This is a genomic window from Vogesella lacus, assembly GCF_979366295.1.
In genome coordinates this window covers 1-19,360 of sequence record NZ_CEETQT010000018.1, presented here as the reverse complement: position 1 = coordinate 19,360, position 19,360 = coordinate 1, and the positions used below count along the sequence as shown (strand labels likewise).

Sequence of the window (19,360 nt, the reverse complement as noted above, 5' to 3'; positions counted from 1 at the left end):
CGGCCAGCCGGGCGGATGTCGTGACCAACCGGCCCTTGTGCCGGCCCGCATAAGCCAGGATCCACCATGTCATCTCCCAGCGCTACCATCGAACCCTTGCGCTTTCGCGAAGTGCTCGGGCACTACGCCTCCGGCATCACCGTGATTAGCTCCTGCCTCGATGAGGAGCCGATCGGCTTCACTTGCCAATCCTTCCATAGCGTGTCGATGAACCCGCCACTCGTGTCATTCAGCGTGATGGCCAGCTCGTACAGCTACCCCAAGATACGCCAGGCCGGCCGCTTCGCCGTCAATATCCTGTCCAGCGAACAGGCCGCGATCTCCCGACTGTTTGCCCGTCAGGGCGTGAACAAGTGGCAGGGCATAGACAGCCAGACATCGCCACTGGGCAACCCGCTCATCGCCGGCAGCCTGCACTGGCTGGATTGCGAAATCCACGCCGAACACGTCGTGGGCGACCACCTGATCGTGATCGGCGAGGTCAAGGCCTTTAACCTGCAACAAGCGGCGACGACGCAGCCATTGCTGTACTTCAAAGGCCAGTATCACCACCTTGCCGCGCCCTGCACGACCTGAACCGTCAGCGCGACACACGGCATCCCCTTGCCGCGCCCTGCCGTCAGGGGCGCTATTGCCGCTTAGGCGGCGGGCAAACCATACCAATTGCAGCGACCCGACCCGGTGCCCGGCTAGCCGGCCTGGCATGGCCAGGTCGCGAGGGCTTGAACAGCATGGCATTTCTACTTTATCTGATACTGGGCGCGGCCGCCGGCGTGCTGGCGGGATTATTCGGGGTGGGCGGGGGCATCATCATCGTGCCGATACTGATCTACAGCTTCCAGGCCCAAGGTCTTGACCCCACCCTGCTGACGCACCTGGCGGTCGGCACCTCACTGGCCACCATTGTGTTCACCTCGGTCAACTCGGTAATGGCCCACCAGCGCAAGGGCGCGGTGCGCTGGCCTATCGTGACCTGGATGACCATGGGCATCCTGCTGGGGGCCGGCTTGGGCGCGCTCACTGCAGCAGCGATCAAGGGGCCGATGCTGCAGCAAGTCATCGGCGTGTTTGCCATCGCCATCGCCATCCAGATGGGGCTGGCGCTGCAACCCAAGGCCAGCCGCGCCGTGCCCGGCAAGCTGGGGCTGACCGCCGCCGGCGGCGTGATCGGCTGGGCCTCGGCCATCTTCGGCATTGGCGGCGGCACCTTGACAGTCCCCTTCCTGAGCTGGCGCAGCGTGCCCATGCACCAGGCGGTCGCCACCTCTGCCGCCTGCGGCCTGCCGATTGCGGCGGCCAGCGCCCTCGGCTTCATGCTCACGGGCTGGCAGCAGCCAGGCCTGCCGCCGTGGAGTCTCGGCTTTGTTTACTTGCCGGCCGTGGTCGGTATCGCGGCCACCAGCATGCTTTTCGCCCGCTTTGGCGCCCAGCTGGCACACGCCCTGCCGGCACCGCTGCTCAAACGCCTGTTTGCCCTGCTGTTATTCTGCGTGGGCGTGAGCTTTTTTCTGTGATGGCGCGACCCGGGCGGCGGCGGTGCCGACAGCACTCGTGAACCCTGTGGCATCAATCAGCTCCCAACCCCGGCATGGCCGGCCTCGCCAAGGCAGCAAAGTGCGGCCAGATATTCATCCGTACGGTGCTGTCACCCGGCTTGCCGAGCGACGCACCACCCCGGTTGAGGCTTGTACGACAAACATTTATCTCCAGACCGGCAGGTTTTCCTCATACCCGTAGTTTGTAGTCAGCCATGCCAGGCTGCCAGTTTGTCGCGCTGATCTTGTATGCCGGTAAAAATGGCCTGTGCCACGTCCCCCGGAAAATCAGCGGGCAGCTTTTGAGTAATGTCTTCCAATACCTTGCCCGTGCAGTCAGCCAATTCGCCCAGCAAGTCTTTTGCCCATGCCTCGGTCAGACCGCTACTGCGCGCTTGCGCCAGCCAGTGGCGTGGCTGGATGCGATCAATGAGGTAGTGATTGTTTTGTCCGCGCACCGCCATCGCCAGCTTGGCTTTTTGTGGTGCCACCTTGCCCGCACCATGACCGATGACAGGGTGTGCGGACAGGATGTCGTATAGCGGTGTTGCCCGGTAACGGCCACCTGGTAAATGGAACAGGCTGAAATTCTTGGCGTGGCCGTCGGTGGCGGCCAGCAACCAGAACACCACCTGGGCCTTGAAGAACTGCTGGCGGTCAGCCACGCTGTTTTCCGACCCTGCCAGGATATCGAGGATGCGCGCAATACCCGGGCCACCGTCACTTTGGTACTTGAGATGGGGCGAGGTGCTTGTGGCCTGGCAGAAGTCTTCTTGTGGCAGACGCATCAGCCAGCTGCCATCGGCAGATAAGCGGCGGTCAAAGCGTTCGACCACCAGCACTTTCTGTTCTTCGAAACGGGCAATGTCGCAGCGGGCTACCGGCAGGCCGAATGCAGCGACCAGTTGCGCGCACAGCCATTCATTTTCTACCGAGCTGCGCATATCGGCCTGAAGGCCACCTATCAGCCCCATGGGCAGTTTCAGGATATGGGTGGTGGGCGTACTGCCCAGCGGACGCTGCCAGCGGCCATCGTGGTACAGCAGGGCCGTTTTTTCTTGCGCGCCGGCGATGGACAGACGCAAGTCGGTCTCCGGTTCGAGTTGGCCAGACACGCCGGCGTTCACCGTTTGTCGCAGCAAGGTGGCGATGTCTGCTTTTGTCAGTGCCACGCCGTGGATGTTGTGCAAGTCTTGCGGCGTTTCGTCTGCTGGCAACAGTTGCAGCGCGCCGACACAGTCGCGCCCGAGTGCGGCCAACAGGGTAAACGCAGCGCTGTCACTCAGCCGATAGCGCTGTGCCAGTCTGCGACGAATGGTGTCGCTGTCAGGTAGCAAGTTGTCGAAATAGGCGTTGACCACCGCGCCACGATACGCGGCATTGCCAGGTAAAAATGGCAGTGATAACGACAATGGACGAGATTGCGGGTGATGCAGCCAGCTGTCGTGGTAAGTGAAGGTTTCACCACTGCGGGTGATTGCCCACTCCCCGACAAGCAGACCATTCATCCACACATTCAGCTGTTGCCGGTGACTTTTGCGGCCCATCACCAAGCCTCGTCACTGACTGCTGGCGATTCGTCATCGCGGGTGTGGATCACCAGCTTGGCATCCAGCGCCTGTAGCAGTTTGCTTAGCCGCTCCACGCTGGCTGCTGCCGGCCGCGCTTCCAGCCGGGCGTAGCTTTGCTGGCTGATACCTAGCCGTTCAGCCAGCTGTGTCTGGGTCAGCCCGGCGCGCTGGCGCAGACTTCGAAGCATGGCTGGGAGTTGCTCAGGCGTGATGATGGGGTAGTGCATGGCATCTGGCGTTCTGCAGGATATTGATTACATACTATGTGTTGTAAACTCGGAATACAACCTTTGTGATGTTATTTTTATTTACAACTCATAGGGTGTAGTGGGTGATCCATGATGATTGGTAGAGGCAGGGCGGCAGTCGAAGGCGCTGCAACTCGTAATCTGGGGTAGCCGCTAGTTGTAAAAGGCATGGGCCGGCGAGTTCGCTTTGTGGAGCACTGTGACGCCTCGACATGTCGTATCCGGCGTGCAGTAGCTTGTGAATGAGCAAGGAGAGTGGCCCTATTTAGGGCGTGAAGGTCAGTTCTGCGTGCATGGCGACTTCTGCATTTCATGTGAGCATGATCTAACTGACGCTGCGGCAGCAAGGCACTCTAGTCAATCACAAGCGTGCGAGGCCACACGCTTGCCTTCATCCAATCATTAAGTGCAGTTCACACCATGTTGTGGCTTGTAAGACTAACAATGCCATATGGTCCTGAAACTATTGACAGTCTTTCACTGGGCAATATTCCTGCGCTCGATTTCTCTCGTGACAAGCGAAATGGCCAAGGTGGATAAGCCATAGATCGCCCCCGCAATCACCAGTGCGTCAGTGTTATAGGAGATGGCAGACAATCTCCTGACTACGCCGGTCATATCCATCACCGTGATGGTGCTTACGAGAGCCGTGGCCTTCATCTGGGCGATCGCATCATTGCCAATCGCAGGTGTGACGATGCGCAGTGCACGGGGAAGGATAATGTACCGGCAGCATTGCCAGTAATTCAGCCCATATGCTCTTGCTGCTTCCTTTTCGCCGGGCGGTACGGCGAGCATCCCCGCTCTGACTGTTTCGGACATATAAGCCGTCAGGTTCATGGCGAGCACGGTGATGCCGCAGTACAAGGAGTCTCCAAGTACTACCCATAACGATGAGTTTCTTACGAACTCAAACTGGCTTAATCCAAAGTAGAAGATGAAGATCTGAACGAGCAGTGGCGTGCCGCGAAAGAAGGAGGAGTAACCGGCAGCAGCCGACCGGATCCAGATGTTTTTTGAGGCTTTCCCGAGTGCTAAAGGAATCGAGAAGACAAAGCCTATGCAGAATGAGCTAAGAAACAGGATGCCTGTGATATAAAAACCGGACAGGATATCAAGGCCACTCTCGCGGATCAGGAGTAGGTAGTCATTAAGCAGCTGCATGCTGATGCTCCCGGTGGAAACCTTTGTTCGAGATCTTTTCCAGATATGAAAAGAGCGGGTTGGAGAGGGCAAGGAAGATGAAATAAATTGCAGCCACCACCAGGAAGAAGATAAATGGCTGCTTGGTGAATTGTGCCGCCATGTCTGCTTTCTTCATCAAGTCTTCCAGACCCAGCACCGAGACCAGGGAAGTGTCTTTAAGCAGGGATTGCCACATATTGTTCAGATTTGGCAGGGCAATTCGCCAAGCCTGAGGAAGCTGGATAGACAAAAATATCTGGGGCTTGGTTAGGCCATAAGCTCTGGCGGCCTCAATTTGCCCCTTGGGTATGGCGAGAAAGGCCCCTCTGAAAACCTCTGATGCATAGGCCGAAAAAACGATAGCCAGTGCGAAGACACCACCAACGAATGGATCAATTTCAATGGGCCACTCCAGATGATTGTTGATCAGATTGGATAGACCAAAATAGCAGATCAGTATGATCAGAAACTCGGGAATGCCGCGAATGACATTGGTAAAGAGGCTTACCGGGATGCGGATGTAGGGATTGTCGGATAGCTTGCAGGCAGAAAAGGCTATTCCTAATAGCAGGCCAAAGCATAGTGAAGTGAATGCCAGTTGCAAGGTGACGCCCACACCGATCAGCAATTGGTGACTGTAATTGAAGAGCTGTTCCATATTTTTTCCTAGAAGTCATTGTGCTGCGGATGTCCTGTCCGCAGCACGCAAGGCAGCCCTCTTGTCAGACAAGCGGGGGAATCGACTTACTTGCCGCCAGGGGCAATGCTGAACGGAAAGTACTTGCGATTGATACGGGAAAAGGTGTTGTCGCTTTGAATTTGCTTGATCGCGACATTCAGTCGATCCTTCAGCGGATCACCTTTACGAACAGCGATGCCGGTACCGACACCGAACATGGCTTCATCGTTGATGGGCTTGCCCGCATAGTCGAACCCTTTCTGGGCACCCGCTTTCGTGAGCCATTCATACCCCGCGGTGGTGTCTGTCATATACGCATGAATGCGGCCAGCCTCCAGATCAAGAAAGGCCTGACCCGGTGCCTGGTAGACTTTCAGCTGGATTCCGGATTGGGCTGTGGGCAAGCGTTCTTTCATGTAGGTTTCGTGGTTGGTGCCGCTTTGTACGCCAACAATTTTTCCGCGCAGGGAGGCGGGATTCTCACTGAGGCCGGAGTCTTTCTTCGCAATGTATTGAACCGGTGCGATCGTAAACAGGTCGGTAAAATCAACCATCTGCTTCCGCTTTTCCGTGATGGAAAGCTGAGCCAGTACCGCATCAATCTTTTTGGCCTTGAGGGATGGGATCAGGGCATCAAAATCCATCGTTACGTATTCGCACTTGGTTTTCATGCGCTTGCAAAGCTCATCACCAAGATCGATCTCCATGCCTTTCAGTTTTCCACTTGAATCCTTGTACTCGAATGGCGGATAGTCTGGCTGGGTGCCGATCCTGATGACGTTATCAGCCAATGCGGCGGGGGATAGCGCGCCAAAGATTACGCTGCTGGCCAGCAATGCTTGGAAGCGTTTGAATTGCATGTCTTTCTCCTGATGAATGGACGTGTGGGGACAGCTCAGTGGGTGGCAACGCGCGAAAGAAATTTCTGAAACCGGGGGGATTTTTGACTTGCGAATAATTCGTGGGGTAATCCGTCCTCCTCGACGACACCTTGGTGGAAAAATACGGCCCGACTGGCCACTTCTCGGGCAAACCCCATTTCGTGGGTGACCACCAACATGGTTCGCCCTTCTTCAGCCAGTGTCCGCATGACCTTCAGTACTTCGCCTACGAGTTCCGGATCCAGGGCTGAGGTGGGTTCATCGAACAGCATCACATCAGGCTCAACCGCCAACGCCCGCGCAATGGCAACCCGTTGTTGCTGCCCCCCGGAGAGCTGACTGATGTAGTGATGGCGTTTGTCGGCCATGCCCACTTTTTCCAGATAGGAAATTGCAGAGGCTTCCGCATCGCGCTTATCAATTCCAAGCACTTTGACGGGCACAAACATGACGTTCTGCAGCACGGTCATGTGCGCCCAAAGATTGAACTGCTGAAAAACCATGGCCAATTTACGGCGAATCCGGGTGACCTGGTCATGACTCTCTGCCACTAAAAGCCCCCCCTCGCCTTGACGCATGCGAATCAGTTCACCGTTGATAAATACTCTGCCGGCGTTAGGGGTTTCAAGCATGTTGATACAACGCAAGAACGTACTTTTTCCTGAGCCGCTGCTGCCAAGAATGGCAATGACTTCGTGCTTTTTGGCGCTCAGACTGATGCCTTTGAGAATTTCTGTCTGACCGAATGACTTGTGTAAGTCCTCAACAACCAGCATGTCTTTTTGCTGGTGATCCGGGGTGAAATCACGCATTTACTGTTCCTCCTGTTCTTTGTATTTGCAGGCAGACGGTTGTTTTGTATGGCACTTGCTTTTTGTGAATTGATATCCGCTGAGGACATTGGCGACGTTTTCACCAATGGCAGAAACTGCATACCCCCCTTCCATCACAAACAGTGTTGGCAATTCGAGTTGGGCTAATCGGCTACCAATCGTAGAAAAGTCGGTTGATTCCAATTTGAAGTTGGAAATCGGATCATCCTTGTAGGTGTCGACACCTAGCGAGACGATTAGCAGGGAGGGCTGAGTGGTGCGTAGCGCAGCAATGGCTTGGTCTAGTGCACCCAGCCACACCTCGAAATCGGTTCCCAGCGGCAGCGGGAAATTGTGATTGAAGCCTCGCCCTTCTTTTGCGCCCACTTCGTCGGCATGGCCAAGAAAATAGGGATACGCATCCAGCGGGTCGGCATGCACAGATGCAAAGGCGACATCCGCGCGTTCGTAAAAAATGGTCTGGGTGCCGTTGCCGTGGTGGTAGTCAATATCAAGGATGGCAACACGCGAAACGCCGTGGTCCAAGGCAAATTGCGCTGCGATCGCAGCATTGTTGAGGTAGCAGTAGCCTCCGGCACAGGCTGATGCGGCATGGTGTCCTGGTGGCCGGCACAAGGCGAGTGAGCCATCCTCACCGGCGAGAACGCTATTCATGGCGGTGATCGCCGTCTGTGCCGCAGCATAGACGGCGCCCCATGTGCCGTCCCCGATGGGGCTGCAACCATCTGAGGAGTAAAAACCCAGCCTAGCCTGCAGCTTGCGTGGTGGACGATCGGTACGCATGCCCGATACAGGCCATGCACTGCCGAATGTCGTGTCACTCAGCCCGCTTGCCTGCATTTCCTCCTGCGCGGTTTGCAGAAAATCCACGTAGTGCTTTTCGTGGATGCGCAGTATCGGTGCTAGCCCAAAGTCATCCGCATGTCTGACATGGCCAAGGTTCCGTTTTTGGCAGGCTGTCAGTACCCACTCTATCCGGGCAGGAATGTCCGCAATCTCGACTAATTGTCCGCCCAGCAGTTCATACCTTGGCTGATGCTGTAAATGTTGCTCGCTGTAGATGATGTGCATGTGAGTCCCGTGATGCGAATGGATGTCTTGTCTTCATGGCCTTGCCATCTGCTGCTGCGATGGACCACCGTGACTTCCGCCCTGTGGCATGTGATGCATGCACTGCGGCCTGCGGTTTTGTGCAATGTGTATGCATGCGCTATTTCAGACAATTGATTATTTCTTTCTTGCAGCATTAGAAAGACTAATTTGTGTATTGTGCAGTGCCGTATTTTTGAGATGATTTTGGAAAGATGCGGGGGTATCTGTTTTGTCAAATTATGGCGGGTGCTTGTGCGGAGGCTGGCAGTGCATTGTTTGCTAATGCTGCCAAGTGATGCAGTTTTATTGATGATGGTGTGGCGTGGTGGTAATTATTTTTGTGCGATGCGATATTTTATTTATCGCACCGTCATTGGGAGGTAATGCCTAGGCATAAATGTTGGGGAAAACTTTATGAATTAGATTATTTAATCTGTTGCATGGAGGTTTGCTGGCGCGTAATGCATGACTGTCGTTGACAAGGGCAGGGGAAGGGTGAGTCATTCAGAGAGGATGTCTTAGTTGCGAATCGGTACGTATGGACTTCCGCGTACCTTATTCGCTGACAGGGGCTCAGGTTTGTCCTAGAGGGGGCGGGGTCAATGTCTGGCCGGTTGCAACCAGGCTGATGCAGAGCATGCCATCGTACATGCCCGACGTGGCCGCCGCTGCCACATGGCAGTCGGATCGTTATTGACTCACTAGCGCTTCACACTCCTTGATCAGGAAGTTGGCCAGTGCTTGGAAGCGGGGTTGTTCGGCAATCGCTTCTGAGGTAATCAGCCAATAGGCACCATCGGCTTCAATGCTCAACTGGAAGGGGCGGATTAGACGTCCAAGTTTCAAATCATCTTCAACTAGTGCGAGTCGACCTAACGCCACCCCCCGGCCTGCCATGGCGGAAAGCAGCAGCACATTCGTGTCATCAATAATGGAGCCTCGGCGAGCGTGAATACCTTTCATCCCAGCCTGGGTTAGCCAGTGCACCCAGTCATCGTAGCTGTCTTCGTGTAACAGCAAATGGTTTTGCAACGCTGCAGGCGTATCAAGAGGCAGGCCGGATTGCATCAGCGCCGGGGCGCAGACCGGTGTCAGGTTAGTGCCAAACAAACGTTGCGTCCACACGCGTTCCGGCCGGGTGGTTGACCAGATAACGGCCGCGTCGGCATCACCGCGCGAGATGGCGTCGTGCAGTACTGTGTGATGGAGATGCAATTCAAGGTCGGGGTGAAGTGCCCAGAATCGTGGTAGCCGGCTTGCCAGCCACTTCGCGGAGAACGATGGTGTAACGGCGAGCTTGAGACTCGCTTCGTTTTCCCGGTTCAGCTCACGCATCACCTGATCAATCCGGTCGAAGGTATGTGTCAGAACATTCACCAGCTTTGCGCCTGCCGGTGTGAGCCTGACCTGGCGCGGACGCCGTTCAAAAAGGCTGATACCCAGGCTGCTCTCCAGTCCTCGAATCTGGTGGCTGATCGCTGCCTGTGTGACGTGCAACTCATCTGCTGCTTTGGTAAATGATTCATGCCGTGCCGCGGCTTCAAAGCAGCGCAGACCGTTCAAATGATGCAGGTGCCGCCACATAGTACCCTCCCGTATGGATTAGGTTTATTCACTTATATCGTGAAATAACGTCGTTTGTAAATCACCTTTCATTACCGTCTAATTAATTGCCAGAGCAGTATTGATTGTGGTGTCACGGTCAAAATAAAACGAGGGTGATTTCGGTATGAGTAAAAGTACAGTTTATCCATATATTCCCAATTCTGTACCGGCAGTAAAGGCGGAAATGTTGGCCGCAATAGGGGCGAGCTCAATTGAGGAGTTTTATGCGGACATCCCTTCCGAATTACGGCTGAAAAGGCCGATGGATCTCCCCGCGCCTTTATTGTCCGAGGCTCGCTTGAAGCGCCATGTGGAAGGGCTGTTGTCTCGTAATACGCATTGCGGGCAGGCCATCAGTTTTCTGGGTGGTGGCTGCTATCAGCATCATGTGCCCTCTGTTTGTGACGAGGTCAATGGCCGTAGCGAGTTCCTGACGGCTTATGCCGGTGAGCCGACGGATGACCATGGGCGCTGGCAGGCCATGTGGGAGTACTGCTCGATGATGGGCGAGCTGGTGAATATGGATGTGGTCAGTGTGCCGACTTTTGATGGTTTGCAGGCCGCGGCGACCGCGTGTTGCATGGCTGCCCGTTATACCGGCAAACGCAAAGTGCTGGTTGCGGGAAATATCAATCCCGACAAGTGGTCGCATATCCAGACCTATGGTCGCAGTGAAGTCGATTTTGCCGAGGTGAAGTTTGATCCGGTCTCCGGGCTGGTTGATCAGGCCGATTTGGCTGCACAGCTCTCGGAAGAGGTTGCAGCGTTCTATCTGGATATTCCGAGTTATTTTGGCACCATCGATGATGGTGCAGCCTTGGCACGCCTGGTGAAACGCAGCGGTGCCCTGCTGGTAGTGGGTGTCGATCCGTCGTCTCTGGGGGTGCTGACGCCGCCTGCCGACTACGGTGCCACGATTGTTTGCGGCGATATCCAGCCCCTGGGGATGCATATGAACTTTGGCGGGGGCCATGGTGGTTTCATCGCGACCGCAGACGAAGAGGCGCTGGTGATGCAATACCCGTCCCGCCTGTTCGGCATTGCGCCGACCGAGGTGCCTGGCCAATACGGCTTCGGTGACGTGGCATGGTCGCGTACGCACTTCGAAAAGCGGGAGAACGGCAACGAATATGTGGGCACCGCAGCCGCGCTGTGGGGCATCACTGCCGGGGTGTACCTTGCCACGATGGGGCCGAAAGGAATAGTGGAGCTGGGGGAGGGCATCATGAAGCGGGTGGCCTATGCCCGGCAGCGCTTGGCATCGTTATCCGGCGTTCGTTTATCCCATCCGGACACCGTGCATTACAAGGAGTTTGTTGTCGATTTTTCTGATACCGGCAAGACCGTGGCCGAGATTAATGATGCTTTGCGCAAGTGCGATATTTTCGGTGGACATGATCTGTCCGTGGCGTTCCCGTCGATGGGGCAGTGCGCATTGTATGCCGTCACCGAAGTGCATACCCAGGCCGACATTGACGTGCTGGTCGAAACCTTGCGCAGCCTGCTGTAAGCGCTGGCAACCCGGATAAAGGATAGAAAAATGGAAAACATCTCTTCACATCGCTTCTCCGACGGCCAAGCCAATCTGCGTCGTTATCATCAGGCCCGCTGGGACGAACCGGTCATTTTCGAGCTGACCCAGCCGGGAGAGCGTGGCGTGTTGGTACCGTCCGTCGAGCCGGCTATCGAGGCAGCGGGTGCTGACATCAAGCACTTTTTACCCACGGGGATGAGTCGGCAAGCGCCACCGGCCCTGCCGGAGCTGAGCCAGAATCGTGTGTTGCGCCACTACTTGCGCCTTTCCCAGGAAGTGCTGGGGGCGGACTTCACGGTGGATGTGGGTCAGGGGACATGCACGATGAAATATAACCCCAAGATCAATGACCAGCTGGCCCGCAGTCCGCATATGAGTGAGCTGCACCCGCTTCAGGATGCCTCGACAGTGCAGGGTATCCTTCATGTGATGCACCAGATGGAGCATGTTGTGAAAGAAGTCTCCGGTATGGATGCGGTCAGTTTGCAGCCCCGATCCGGTTCGCAAGCCATCTATACCAACCTTGCCATGATTCGTGCATGGTTCGAGTCGCGTGGCGAGGCGGATCAGCGTGACGAGATCATCACCACGATTTTCTCCCACCCGTCGGATGCTGCTTGCGCCAAGGTGGTCGGCTACAAGGTCATCACGCTTTACCCGGACGGAGACGGCTATCCGGATCTGGAAGCGATGAAAGCTGCTGTGGGGCCGAGAACTGCCGCGCTGGTGATTACCAATCCGGAAGACACGGGTATTTTCAACAGCAAGATTCGCGAGTTTGTGGATGTTGCTCACTCGGTGGGGGCTTTGGCCTGCTATGACCAAGCGAATGCTAACGGTTTGCTGGGTATTGCCCGTGCCCGGGAGGCCGGTTTCGATCTGAGTCACTTCAACCTGCATAAAACCTTTTCGACACCGCATGCTTGCGGCGGCCCGGCCGTTGGTGCGTGTGCAGTCACCGAAGCATTGGCACCCTTCCTGCCCAGTCCGCGAGTAGTGAAAGAGGGAGACAACTATCGCATCGAGCATGGCGGGGAGCAGTCGATTGGCAAGGTTTCCTCGTTCCTGGGGACGGCATCAATTGTGCTGCGCGCCTATGCATGGGTGATGAACCTGGGGGCAGACGGTCTGCGAGAGGTTTCTGAGGTTGCCGTGCTCAATAACAACTATATGCTGGCCAAGCTGCTCAAGGTCAAAGGTATGTCTGCGCCGCTGGCAGAGGGCAAGCGCCGGATCGAACAGGTCCGTTACAGCTGGCAGCAATTGGCGGAGGAAACCGGGGTGAGTTCGGAGGATATCGGCCTTCGGGCAGCCGACTTCGCTGTGCACTACTGGACCAGTCACCATCCATACATCGTTCCGCAGCCAGCGACCATCGAACCGACCGAGTCGTACTCCAAGGTCGATCTGGATGAGTTCATTCAAGTCATGCACCAGGTGTCGCATGAGGCCTATACCGATCCGGATCTGGTGCGCAGTGCGCCACATCGTTGCCCGACAAGCCGGGTCAAGCTGGAGTACCTGGATGATCCCAAGCGCTGGGCCATGACTTGGCGTGCCTGGAACCGGAAGCTTCGTAACCATGCTGCTGCATAAGTCGGTATGGCGGGTCGGACTCATCGTTAACCCGCTTGCCGGGTTGGGCGGTGAGCTGGCCAGACATGGCAGCGATACGCTGGATCCTTCCATGATGGATGCACTACCGGCACGTTCGTCGTGTCGTGCCGCCGAGGCCATTGCGGTTCTGGACCCCGAGCGCGAGATCCAGTGGCTGACGGGGGCTGGCCGTATGGGGGAGGTGATGCTGAGGGAGGCGGGTTGCCAGGTCGAGGTGGTGGCCGAGTCCGGTTCGCCATGCTCGGCGGCCGACACGCGTCAACTGGCACGTAAGCTGGCAGACGCTGGCGTTGACCTTGTGCTTTTCTCCGGTGGGGATGGTACTGCGCGCGATGTACTGGATACTGTGGGTGAAACCATCGTGACGCTCGGCATTCCGGCGGGGGTAAAGATGCAATCGGCTGTGTTTGGAACAAGTCCGCGCGCGGCCGGCCGGCTTGCCCGTTCGTTTCTGACGGGGAGTCGCAGAGTCACCGCCGCACGCGAGGTCATGGATCTGGATGAACAGGGGTTGGCCGCAGGGCAAGTGGCTGCCCGGTTATATGGGTACCTGGCCACACCTCTGGACCCCGCATTATTGCAGGGAAAAAAGTCACGAAGCAGCCCGGATGACCGCTCTGCAGCAGATGCGCTGGCGAGATATCTGGCACCGAGCCTCTCGACGGGCTTGCACCTGATTGGGCCGGGATCGACCACATGGGCATTAAAACAGCAGCTGGGTATTGATGGCAGCCTGATAGGCATTGATGTGGTAAAGGATGGCTGTTTGCTGGTGAAAGATGCCGATGAGGCAACGCTGTGGGATGTGATAAAGGGGGAGGTGCCGCATCTGTGGCTGACGGTCATTGGTGGTCAGGGGCATGTCATCGGTCGTGGCAATGCCCCCCTTAGTCCACGAGTGCTGACCGCCATCGGGCGGCATGCCATGACGTTACTGGTTACCCCATTCAAGCTCCAGTCCTTGCTGGGGAAACCGCTCAGAATTGATAGCGGCAGCTTGGTGGTTGACCAAGCATTATCCGGACCGGTACCCGTGGTTACGGGGCCAATGGATAAGGCCATGATGCGCATGGTTGCTGCATGAGTCAGAAGGGTGTTTGGTGGGTGTGCGGGGCTGCACGTTGCATGTGATGCGATCCCGGATGCCAATAAATTGCCGTACTACAAGATAAGGAATGTGAGACATGAATCACGCAAATACCGTCGGCGAACTGCACGGAAAAGTGGCTCTTATTACGGGTGCCGGTTCGGGGATCGGCCGGGCGACTGCCATGCTGTTTGCAGAGGAGGGGGCGAAGGTTGCCGTATGTGATCTGAATCCCACGAATGGTATGGGGACTGTTGCTGCCATTCAAGCAGCGGGTGGTGAAGCCATTTTTATTGAGGCTAATGTGGCGATTGCAGCTGACTGTCAGCGCACCATCGAGAGCACCGTGGCGCAATTTGGTCGAGTGGATGTTCTCTTCAACAATGCAGGTATCACCCGCCGTGCCAATGTCGTGGATACCAGCGAGTCGGAGTGGGATGCGGTGATGGCGGTCAACGTCAAGTCCATCTTCCTGATGAGCAAATACGCGGTGCCAGTCATGTCGGCCCAAGGCGGGGGGAGCATTATCAACGCAGGGTCTGGCTGGGGCTTGGTGGGGGGGAAGGACGCCGTTTCTTATTGCGCGGCCAAGGGCGCCGTTGTGAATATGACGCGTGCAATGGCCGTGGATCATGGTCCGCAGAACATCCGCGTCAACAGTGTCTGCCCGGGGGATACTGATACGGCCATGCTTCGTAATGAAGCCCACCAGCTGGGTTTGGCTGATACTGCTCTGGTCGAGGCAGGCAATTCGCGACCGCTGATGCGGGTTGGTCAGCCCAAGGAAATTGCACAGACGGTCTTGTTCTTGGCCTGCGATCGCTCGTCGTTTGTAACTGGTGCGGCGTTTGTTGTGGACGGTGGCGGGCTGGCCGGATCGGCTTGACCATCGGTTTGATGGCCGGCTGTGTGGGAAGCACTTCCGGCGTTCTTGTTACCGCACATGGCAGGCGTGATAAGGACGTCAGTGGTTTTCCCCCCAGAGTGACGTGCTGCCGCCAAGCGGGCTATCCGAAGGTCAAAAAAACTGCAAATTACTGATAAAAAAGTGTGACACTTCTCAGATACGTGGTCCGCATGGCCTTTGGCGAGTAACTCCAAAGTGTTTTTGAATAAGCATATGGATTGAAAGGGTTTTTAAGTTTGCACAAATCCTGGTGGTATGCGGGTGATGACAAAAAATCGCCCTCATAACCCGAAAATCGTAGGTTCAAATCCTGCTCAGTTTTTTGCTGAATATTCATGGGCATTGGCTCTTTTTATTGCGGAATTTTGTTTGATCATGATTCTCTCGTTTGAAGTTAATCAGGTGCGCTGATTAATAAAAAGTGTTAACCCCATCGCAAAGATAAATGCGATGGGGTTAATGACCGCTTTGATGAATAGGCGTGATTAAACCGACGAAGATAGCGTCAAGGGGTGCTCACGCAGCATCAAAGCATATGGGGTTGATGGAGCAAAGGTCAGATAGCGTACAAAGCGTACGCGATGGGTGAGGGAACTGCGTTGAGGCATCTCACTGACAAGGCAGGAGACGAGCGGCATACGGTTAACAGGGCAGATTTCCCTGCGGTATGCAGCTCAGTGTTAGGTAAAACGGTTGAAAGGCTGCAGTCCGGCAGCTCGGTGTAAAAATCGTATGAGATTGTTGATCTCTTGGCAATGTCTCAGCCATTTGTTTCGCTCATGAAGCCATGACTCAGTCTTTGGATGTTGTATTTATATACGCAATCAGGCCATCGCATGCGGAGCCTGATATCCAAGGTTGTTCCCTGTTGTACATAGGGATGGTATAGGGTCTGGCCTAGGTGGGTCAGTTGCTGACGCGGATGATGGCGGTTTACAACTTGACGCGACTGCGGATGTTGGCAGCATCGTATCCGCAGTTGGAGTGGGAAGGGTAGAAACTGTGGTAATCACCAAGTAAAACGCGTTGGCATACCAGATTCTGTAGTGAGCGGACGTGAATGGCGACGACTGGATGCTCACTGGGTGGCGATCATGGCATCACAGGTGCGTGCATCCCGTTGTTGGGTATTTCAACAGCCTGCTAGGCAAGGAGCATGGTGTAACTGTTGGCATCAAAAAATGTCGATAGCGAGCCTGTGCTTGGATTATGGAAAATAGTATTTGCATAGTCCAATATGTAGTTGGTGTGTAATGAGGCCCCATGAGCATGATCCGAAAATTCAAGACGAAGCGACCAGAAGAAGCATGTAAGCCCAGCCAGCCAGGTAGCAAAGTAAAGATCTTGCGTTGGTCTGATGTGCAACCACGTAGATTCAAGCCAGCTGATAAGGCGGAACCGTGCAATTCTCTGATATTAGAGCCACGAAAAAATTAAGAGATAGTTAGCTTGCTAGTAATGTGGCTGATATGCCGGGTCATTCACGAGTGGTGAGACATTGCAGATTTTGTTCGTCAGAAGTGGGCGATGACATTTAACTGTTGGAAGGCGGCGCTGACTCGCTTGAGCATTCAGTTCGAGGAGCGCATTCCACGATGCGTAACTAAATTTCCGTTTAAATAAAAAATCGGATGGGCCCTGTGCATACTCGCTTTATTTTTCAGATATTGAGACTGGTACATTGCGTACCAGGTTCGCCCAAGGCAAGGTTTCTTCATGGCAAATAAATGCAAAAAGAAGCAGACCCTCCTCTGGTGCCGATGTCTCGACAGGATGCTCTCGCAATTGTGTTGAACGTTCGTCAAATTGATTATGGTGCGTTGGCAAGAATCAGAGATGTAATCTCAGGAAAACCTGTGGTGCAGCGAGTAAGGCAACATAAGCGATCTACGTGACTGCCTAGACTATTTATTTGCCGATGATTGACACCGTGAAGGGACCAAGTCGCGCCAAGCGCTGCAGATGGTTGAAATGCCCGTGCAGATGAAGCAGATTGGTCTTGCGAGAAAGGTATAGCGTGGTGACATGATCCAGACCCAAGACTTCATCAAGCTCTCTGGCAAGAATGGTGAAGGCCTCTTGTCAGTAGTGGCGGGTAACGTGCTCGACAGCCGACCGCAAGGCAAGCAGTTTGTGCAGCAGTATCAGCAGAAGTATGAAGGGGCCTGCTGATGCAGGGCTGGTACCGTGCAGATGGTTGGCCGTTTATCTCTTACATCAACTTCTCAAACCTGAACGCTTCATCGAGCCCAGTCAAGTTATCTGACGACGGCGCATGCGGATCGAGATGTTTTTGGTTGAAGAATTCCACTATTTTAAAACCACACACGTTCACGTAAAAGTGGATATTCCGCTTTTCAAAATAGGGCGTGTGTGTTTGCCAAGACTTGGTTTCTGGGTAATGTGCTTCAATGGCAAACCAAGCCTTTCGACCTAAACCTTTTCCATGCTCACCTGATTTTATGAAGAAAAAATCAAGCGAATTGTCGTGAGTTTGCTGGTTGATACTGACGATGGCCCCTCCTACTTTTTTATTGTTGTATAAGATGCGCAGCATGACGCTATTGGGTGATGTGATGGATTTTTCCAGATCATCATCTGATGGTATCGGTTCCTCAAGGGTAAATCCTGGTTCATCCATGCATGCCAAAGAGAAAGCTTCCTGCAGTTCTTTCTTGAAGGCCGCGATGTCATCAGGGGTGGTTTTTTTCAGGATTATTTCATCATTCATCATGTGGTTTTTCTCACCTTCTGCAATGGTGCTGTGCTGAATTAAATCATGATGCGGCTACGGCAAGGTGCTGATGTGATGAGGAATGGTTATCGTAAATGACGAGCCGTTCTTGACGTTTTTAGCATAAGCTACCTGGCCTCCATGGGCCTTGGCGATGGCTGCAACAACGGCCAAGCCCAAGCCACTACCTTGGCCGCACGCAGTTGGCGCGCGCCTGAAGGCAGTAAACATTTGGGCGATGAATGTGTCCGGGATACCAGGGCCTTCATCTTCGATACTGATCGAAAATGATTCATTCGCCATGCTGGTTTTAATCAGGATACCTCCCGGCATGGCATGTTTTGTTGCATTTTCCAGTAGTGCCAGAATGGCCTGTCGTATCTTCAGCGGGTCGCAAAAAGCAGAATTTGCCTGTATGTCCATGATGACGTGTTGATTTGATTTTTTCAGCACATCTGTCATTGACTCAACGACATGTTGAATTTCCAACGATATATCAACTTTCTGGTGGTTCAGGGGTAAGTGCCCACTCTCGACCAAGCTAACGACTCGCAGGTCTTCGATGAGCTGATTTAGGCTTTCAATTTGCATAAGCAGGCTGCGGAATTGTCGTTCATCCGGCTTGAACACGCCTTCCGCCAAACCTTGCAAGCGCCCCCTCAGAATGGTGACTGGTGTACGCAATTCGTGTGCGATGGCAGCATTCCAGAACGCTTGTTCATCTGTAGCTTGCTGCAATTTTTCAACGAGCAGGTTGAAGTCATTGACAAGATGAAACGCCTCCAGAGGAGCATTGTTATTAGCGACTGCGCGTGCTGATAAATCACCATCGGCAACCTTTTTGATACTGTCGGTGACGGATTTTAATGGTGAAAGTATTCGTTTGGAGATGCGGGTTGCAACGCCTACGGCTACTGCCAGTGCGGTTAAAGTCGTTAATATGAACCAGATCCATTCTGGGCCGGTCTGCATGTAATCTTCGTCAGGAAAATAGTTTGGCCAATATTTTTGCCAAAGAGCGTAAAGCACATACGAGGTAATCACGACCAATAGCGTGATGCCAACAGCCATGGCCATCATGGTAAGTGCAATCTGACGATAGATGCCAACCAGTTTCATAGCTAACTCCAAAGCCGGTAGCCAACACCACGTACACCATGTGGCATGTCTGTTATACCGGCTTTTTCCAGCTTTTTCCGTAGTTTGCTAATGTGGCTGTCAACCGTGCGTTCAAGGGTATCGCCCTCTGGCAAACAGCTGGCGAGCAGTTCCGCTCGGCTGAATACTCGCTTGGGTGCGGTAGCCAATTGGGCTAAAAGCTTGAATTCAGTCAGTGTCAGTTCCAGCACTAACGACCCCTCACCGGTTTCTACCATCACCTCATGACTTTGCAAGTTGATCAGAAAGGGCATTGCTCTGAGTAATGATGATTGAAGAGGGGGCTGGTGCATATTGCTACGCCGCAGCACTGCCTGAACACGTGCGACGACTTCTGCCGGGTTAAAGGGTTTGACAATATAGTCATCCGCACCGATTCGCAGCCCCATCAGCTTGTCGATATCCTGGTCCATGGCCGTAAGCATGATGACGGGTGTATTGCTGTGGAGGCGTATTTCTGACAATACGCGCCATCCATCTATTTCCGGCATCTGTACATCCAGCAAGACCAAGTCCGGTCTGGCGCTATTGTGTAGCGCCAGTGCTTCGCGTCCGTTTGCCGCAAACATGTAATGACCCACTAAAAACCTGCACAGGTCATAATTCACACAGGAGCACGTGATGAGCATGACCATGGAAGACGATATCAAACGCTGGACCGCCAAGCGCAAAGCCGCGCTGGTGATGGAGATCA

General features: G+C 54.5%; 18 protein-coding genes. 7 read left to right on the top strand and 11 right to left on the bottom strand.

The features are described from left to right. Positions 1–66: 66 nt before the first annotated feature. Together ACZ9W6_RS17215 and ACZ9W6_RS17210 are read left to right on the top strand one after the other, a co-directional pair. On the top strand, positions 67–576 hold the full coding sequence (locus ACZ9W6_RS17215) for a flavin reductase family protein (protein WP_465192421.1): 510 nt from the start codon (positions 67–69) through the stop codon (positions 574–576). A gap of 155 nt (positions 577–731) precedes the next feature. Then, positions 732–1,514 (top strand): sulfite exporter TauE/SafE family protein, encoded by a 783-nt coding sequence (locus ACZ9W6_RS17210; RefSeq protein WP_465192420.1) that lies wholly within the window; start codon positions 732–734, stop codon positions 1,512–1,514. A 230-nt stretch (positions 1,515–1,744) separates the two neighbouring features. On the opposite strand, the gene ACZ9W6_RS17205 is transcribed toward ACZ9W6_RS17210, so the two are convergent. The 8 genes from ACZ9W6_RS17205 to ACZ9W6_RS17170 all read right to left on the bottom strand — a co-directional run bounded on the left by ACZ9W6_RS17205 (position 1,745) and on the right by ACZ9W6_RS17170 (position 9,608). Then, positions 1,745–3,082 (bottom strand): type II toxin-antitoxin system HipA family toxin, encoded by a 1,338-nt coding sequence (locus ACZ9W6_RS17205; protein WP_465192419.1) that lies wholly within the window; start codon positions 3,080–3,082, stop codon positions 1,745–1,747. After that, positions 3,082–3,294 (bottom strand): helix-turn-helix domain-containing protein, encoded by a 213-nt coding sequence (locus ACZ9W6_RS17200; RefSeq protein WP_465192418.1) that lies wholly within the window; start codon positions 3,292–3,294, stop codon positions 3,082–3,084. Before ACZ9W6_RS17200 ends, ACZ9W6_RS17205 begins: the two co-directional genes overlap by 1 nt. A gap of 537 nt (positions 3,295–3,831) precedes the next feature. Beyond that, complete coding sequence (locus tag ACZ9W6_RS17195) at positions 3,832–4,518, bottom strand: ABC transporter permease (RefSeq protein ID WP_465192417.1); 687 nt, start codon at positions 4,516–4,518, stop codon at positions 3,832–3,834. Further along, a complete protein-coding gene (locus ACZ9W6_RS17190; RefSeq protein ID WP_465192416.1) occupies positions 4,505–5,197 on the bottom strand; it encodes an ABC transporter permease in 693 nt (230 codons plus the stop codon). Before ACZ9W6_RS17190 ends, ACZ9W6_RS17195 begins: the two co-directional genes overlap by 14 nt. Before the next feature lie 86 nt (positions 5,198–5,283). Beyond that, entirely contained in the window at positions 5,284–6,078 is a 795-nt protein-coding gene (locus ACZ9W6_RS17185) for a transporter substrate-binding domain-containing protein (RefSeq protein ID WP_465192414.1), read from the bottom strand. Between the two features lie 35 nt (positions 6,079–6,113). Next, positions 6,114–6,911, bottom strand: a complete 798-nt coding sequence (locus ACZ9W6_RS17180; protein WP_465192413.1) for an ABC transporter ATP-binding protein — start codon at positions 6,909–6,911, stop codon at positions 6,114–6,116. Beyond that, positions 6,912–8,003: a histone deacetylase family protein gene (locus tag ACZ9W6_RS17175; RefSeq protein WP_465192412.1), complete on the bottom strand. Its 1,092-nt coding sequence runs from the start codon at positions 8,001–8,003 to the stop codon at positions 6,912–6,914. Between the two features lie 711 nt (positions 8,004–8,714). Further along, positions 8,715–9,608: a LysR substrate-binding domain-containing protein gene (locus ACZ9W6_RS17170; RefSeq protein WP_465192411.1), complete on the bottom strand. Its 894-nt coding sequence runs from the start codon at positions 9,606–9,608 to the stop codon at positions 8,715–8,717. Positions 9,609–9,753: 145 nt separating this feature from the next. Between ACZ9W6_RS17170 and gcvPA the strand changes: the two genes are divergently transcribed. From gcvPA to ACZ9W6_RS17145, 5 genes are all read left to right on the top strand, one after another. Next, positions 9,754–11,139, top strand: coding sequence for an aminomethyl-transferring glycine dehydrogenase subunit GcvPA (gene gcvPA, locus ACZ9W6_RS17165; protein WP_465192410.1), 1,386 nt, complete (start codon positions 9,754–9,756; stop codon positions 11,137–11,139). A gap of 30 nt (positions 11,140–11,169) precedes the next feature. Then, the gene (gene gcvPB, locus ACZ9W6_RS17160; protein WP_465192409.1) at positions 11,170–12,759 is read left to right on the top strand and encodes an aminomethyl-transferring glycine dehydrogenase subunit GcvPB; all 1,590 of its coding nucleotides are present in this window, start codon (positions 11,170–11,172) and stop codon (positions 12,757–12,759) included. Beyond that, positions 12,746–13,864 carry an ATP-NAD kinase family protein gene (locus ACZ9W6_RS17155; RefSeq protein WP_465192408.1) on the top strand — a complete coding sequence of 373 codons (1,119 nt, stop codon included), beginning with the start codon at positions 12,746–12,748 and terminating at the stop codon, positions 13,862–13,864. The genes gcvPB and ACZ9W6_RS17155 overlap by 14 nt, the downstream gene beginning before the upstream one ends. Before the next feature lie 100 nt (positions 13,865–13,964). Then, the gene (locus tag ACZ9W6_RS17150; RefSeq protein ID WP_465192407.1) at positions 13,965–14,753 is read left to right on the top strand and encodes an SDR family NAD(P)-dependent oxidoreductase; all 789 of its coding nucleotides are present in this window, start codon (positions 13,965–13,967) and stop codon (positions 14,751–14,753) included. A 2,046-nt stretch (positions 14,754–16,799) separates the two neighbouring features. After that, positions 16,800–16,946, top strand: a complete 147-nt coding sequence (locus tag ACZ9W6_RS17145) for a hypothetical protein (protein WP_465192406.1) — start codon at positions 16,800–16,802, stop codon at positions 16,944–16,946. Positions 16,947–16,986: 40 nt separating this feature from the next. Here ACZ9W6_RS17145 and ACZ9W6_RS17140 read toward each other — a convergent pair whose 3' ends face one another. The 3 genes from ACZ9W6_RS17140 to ACZ9W6_RS17130 all read right to left on the bottom strand — a co-directional run. After that, entirely contained in the window at positions 16,987–17,508 is a 522-nt protein-coding gene (locus ACZ9W6_RS17140; RefSeq protein WP_465192405.1) for a GNAT family N-acetyltransferase, read from the bottom strand. Between the two features lie 54 nt (positions 17,509–17,562). Then, positions 17,563–18,627 carry an ATP-binding protein gene (locus tag ACZ9W6_RS17135; RefSeq protein WP_465192404.1) on the bottom strand — a complete coding sequence of 355 codons (1,065 nt, stop codon included), beginning with the start codon at positions 18,625–18,627 and terminating at the stop codon, positions 17,563–17,565. Between the two features lie 2 nt (positions 18,628–18,629). After that, positions 18,630–19,360: response regulator (locus tag ACZ9W6_RS17130; protein WP_465192403.1), on the bottom strand; the 731-nt coding region annotated here is incomplete at its 5' end.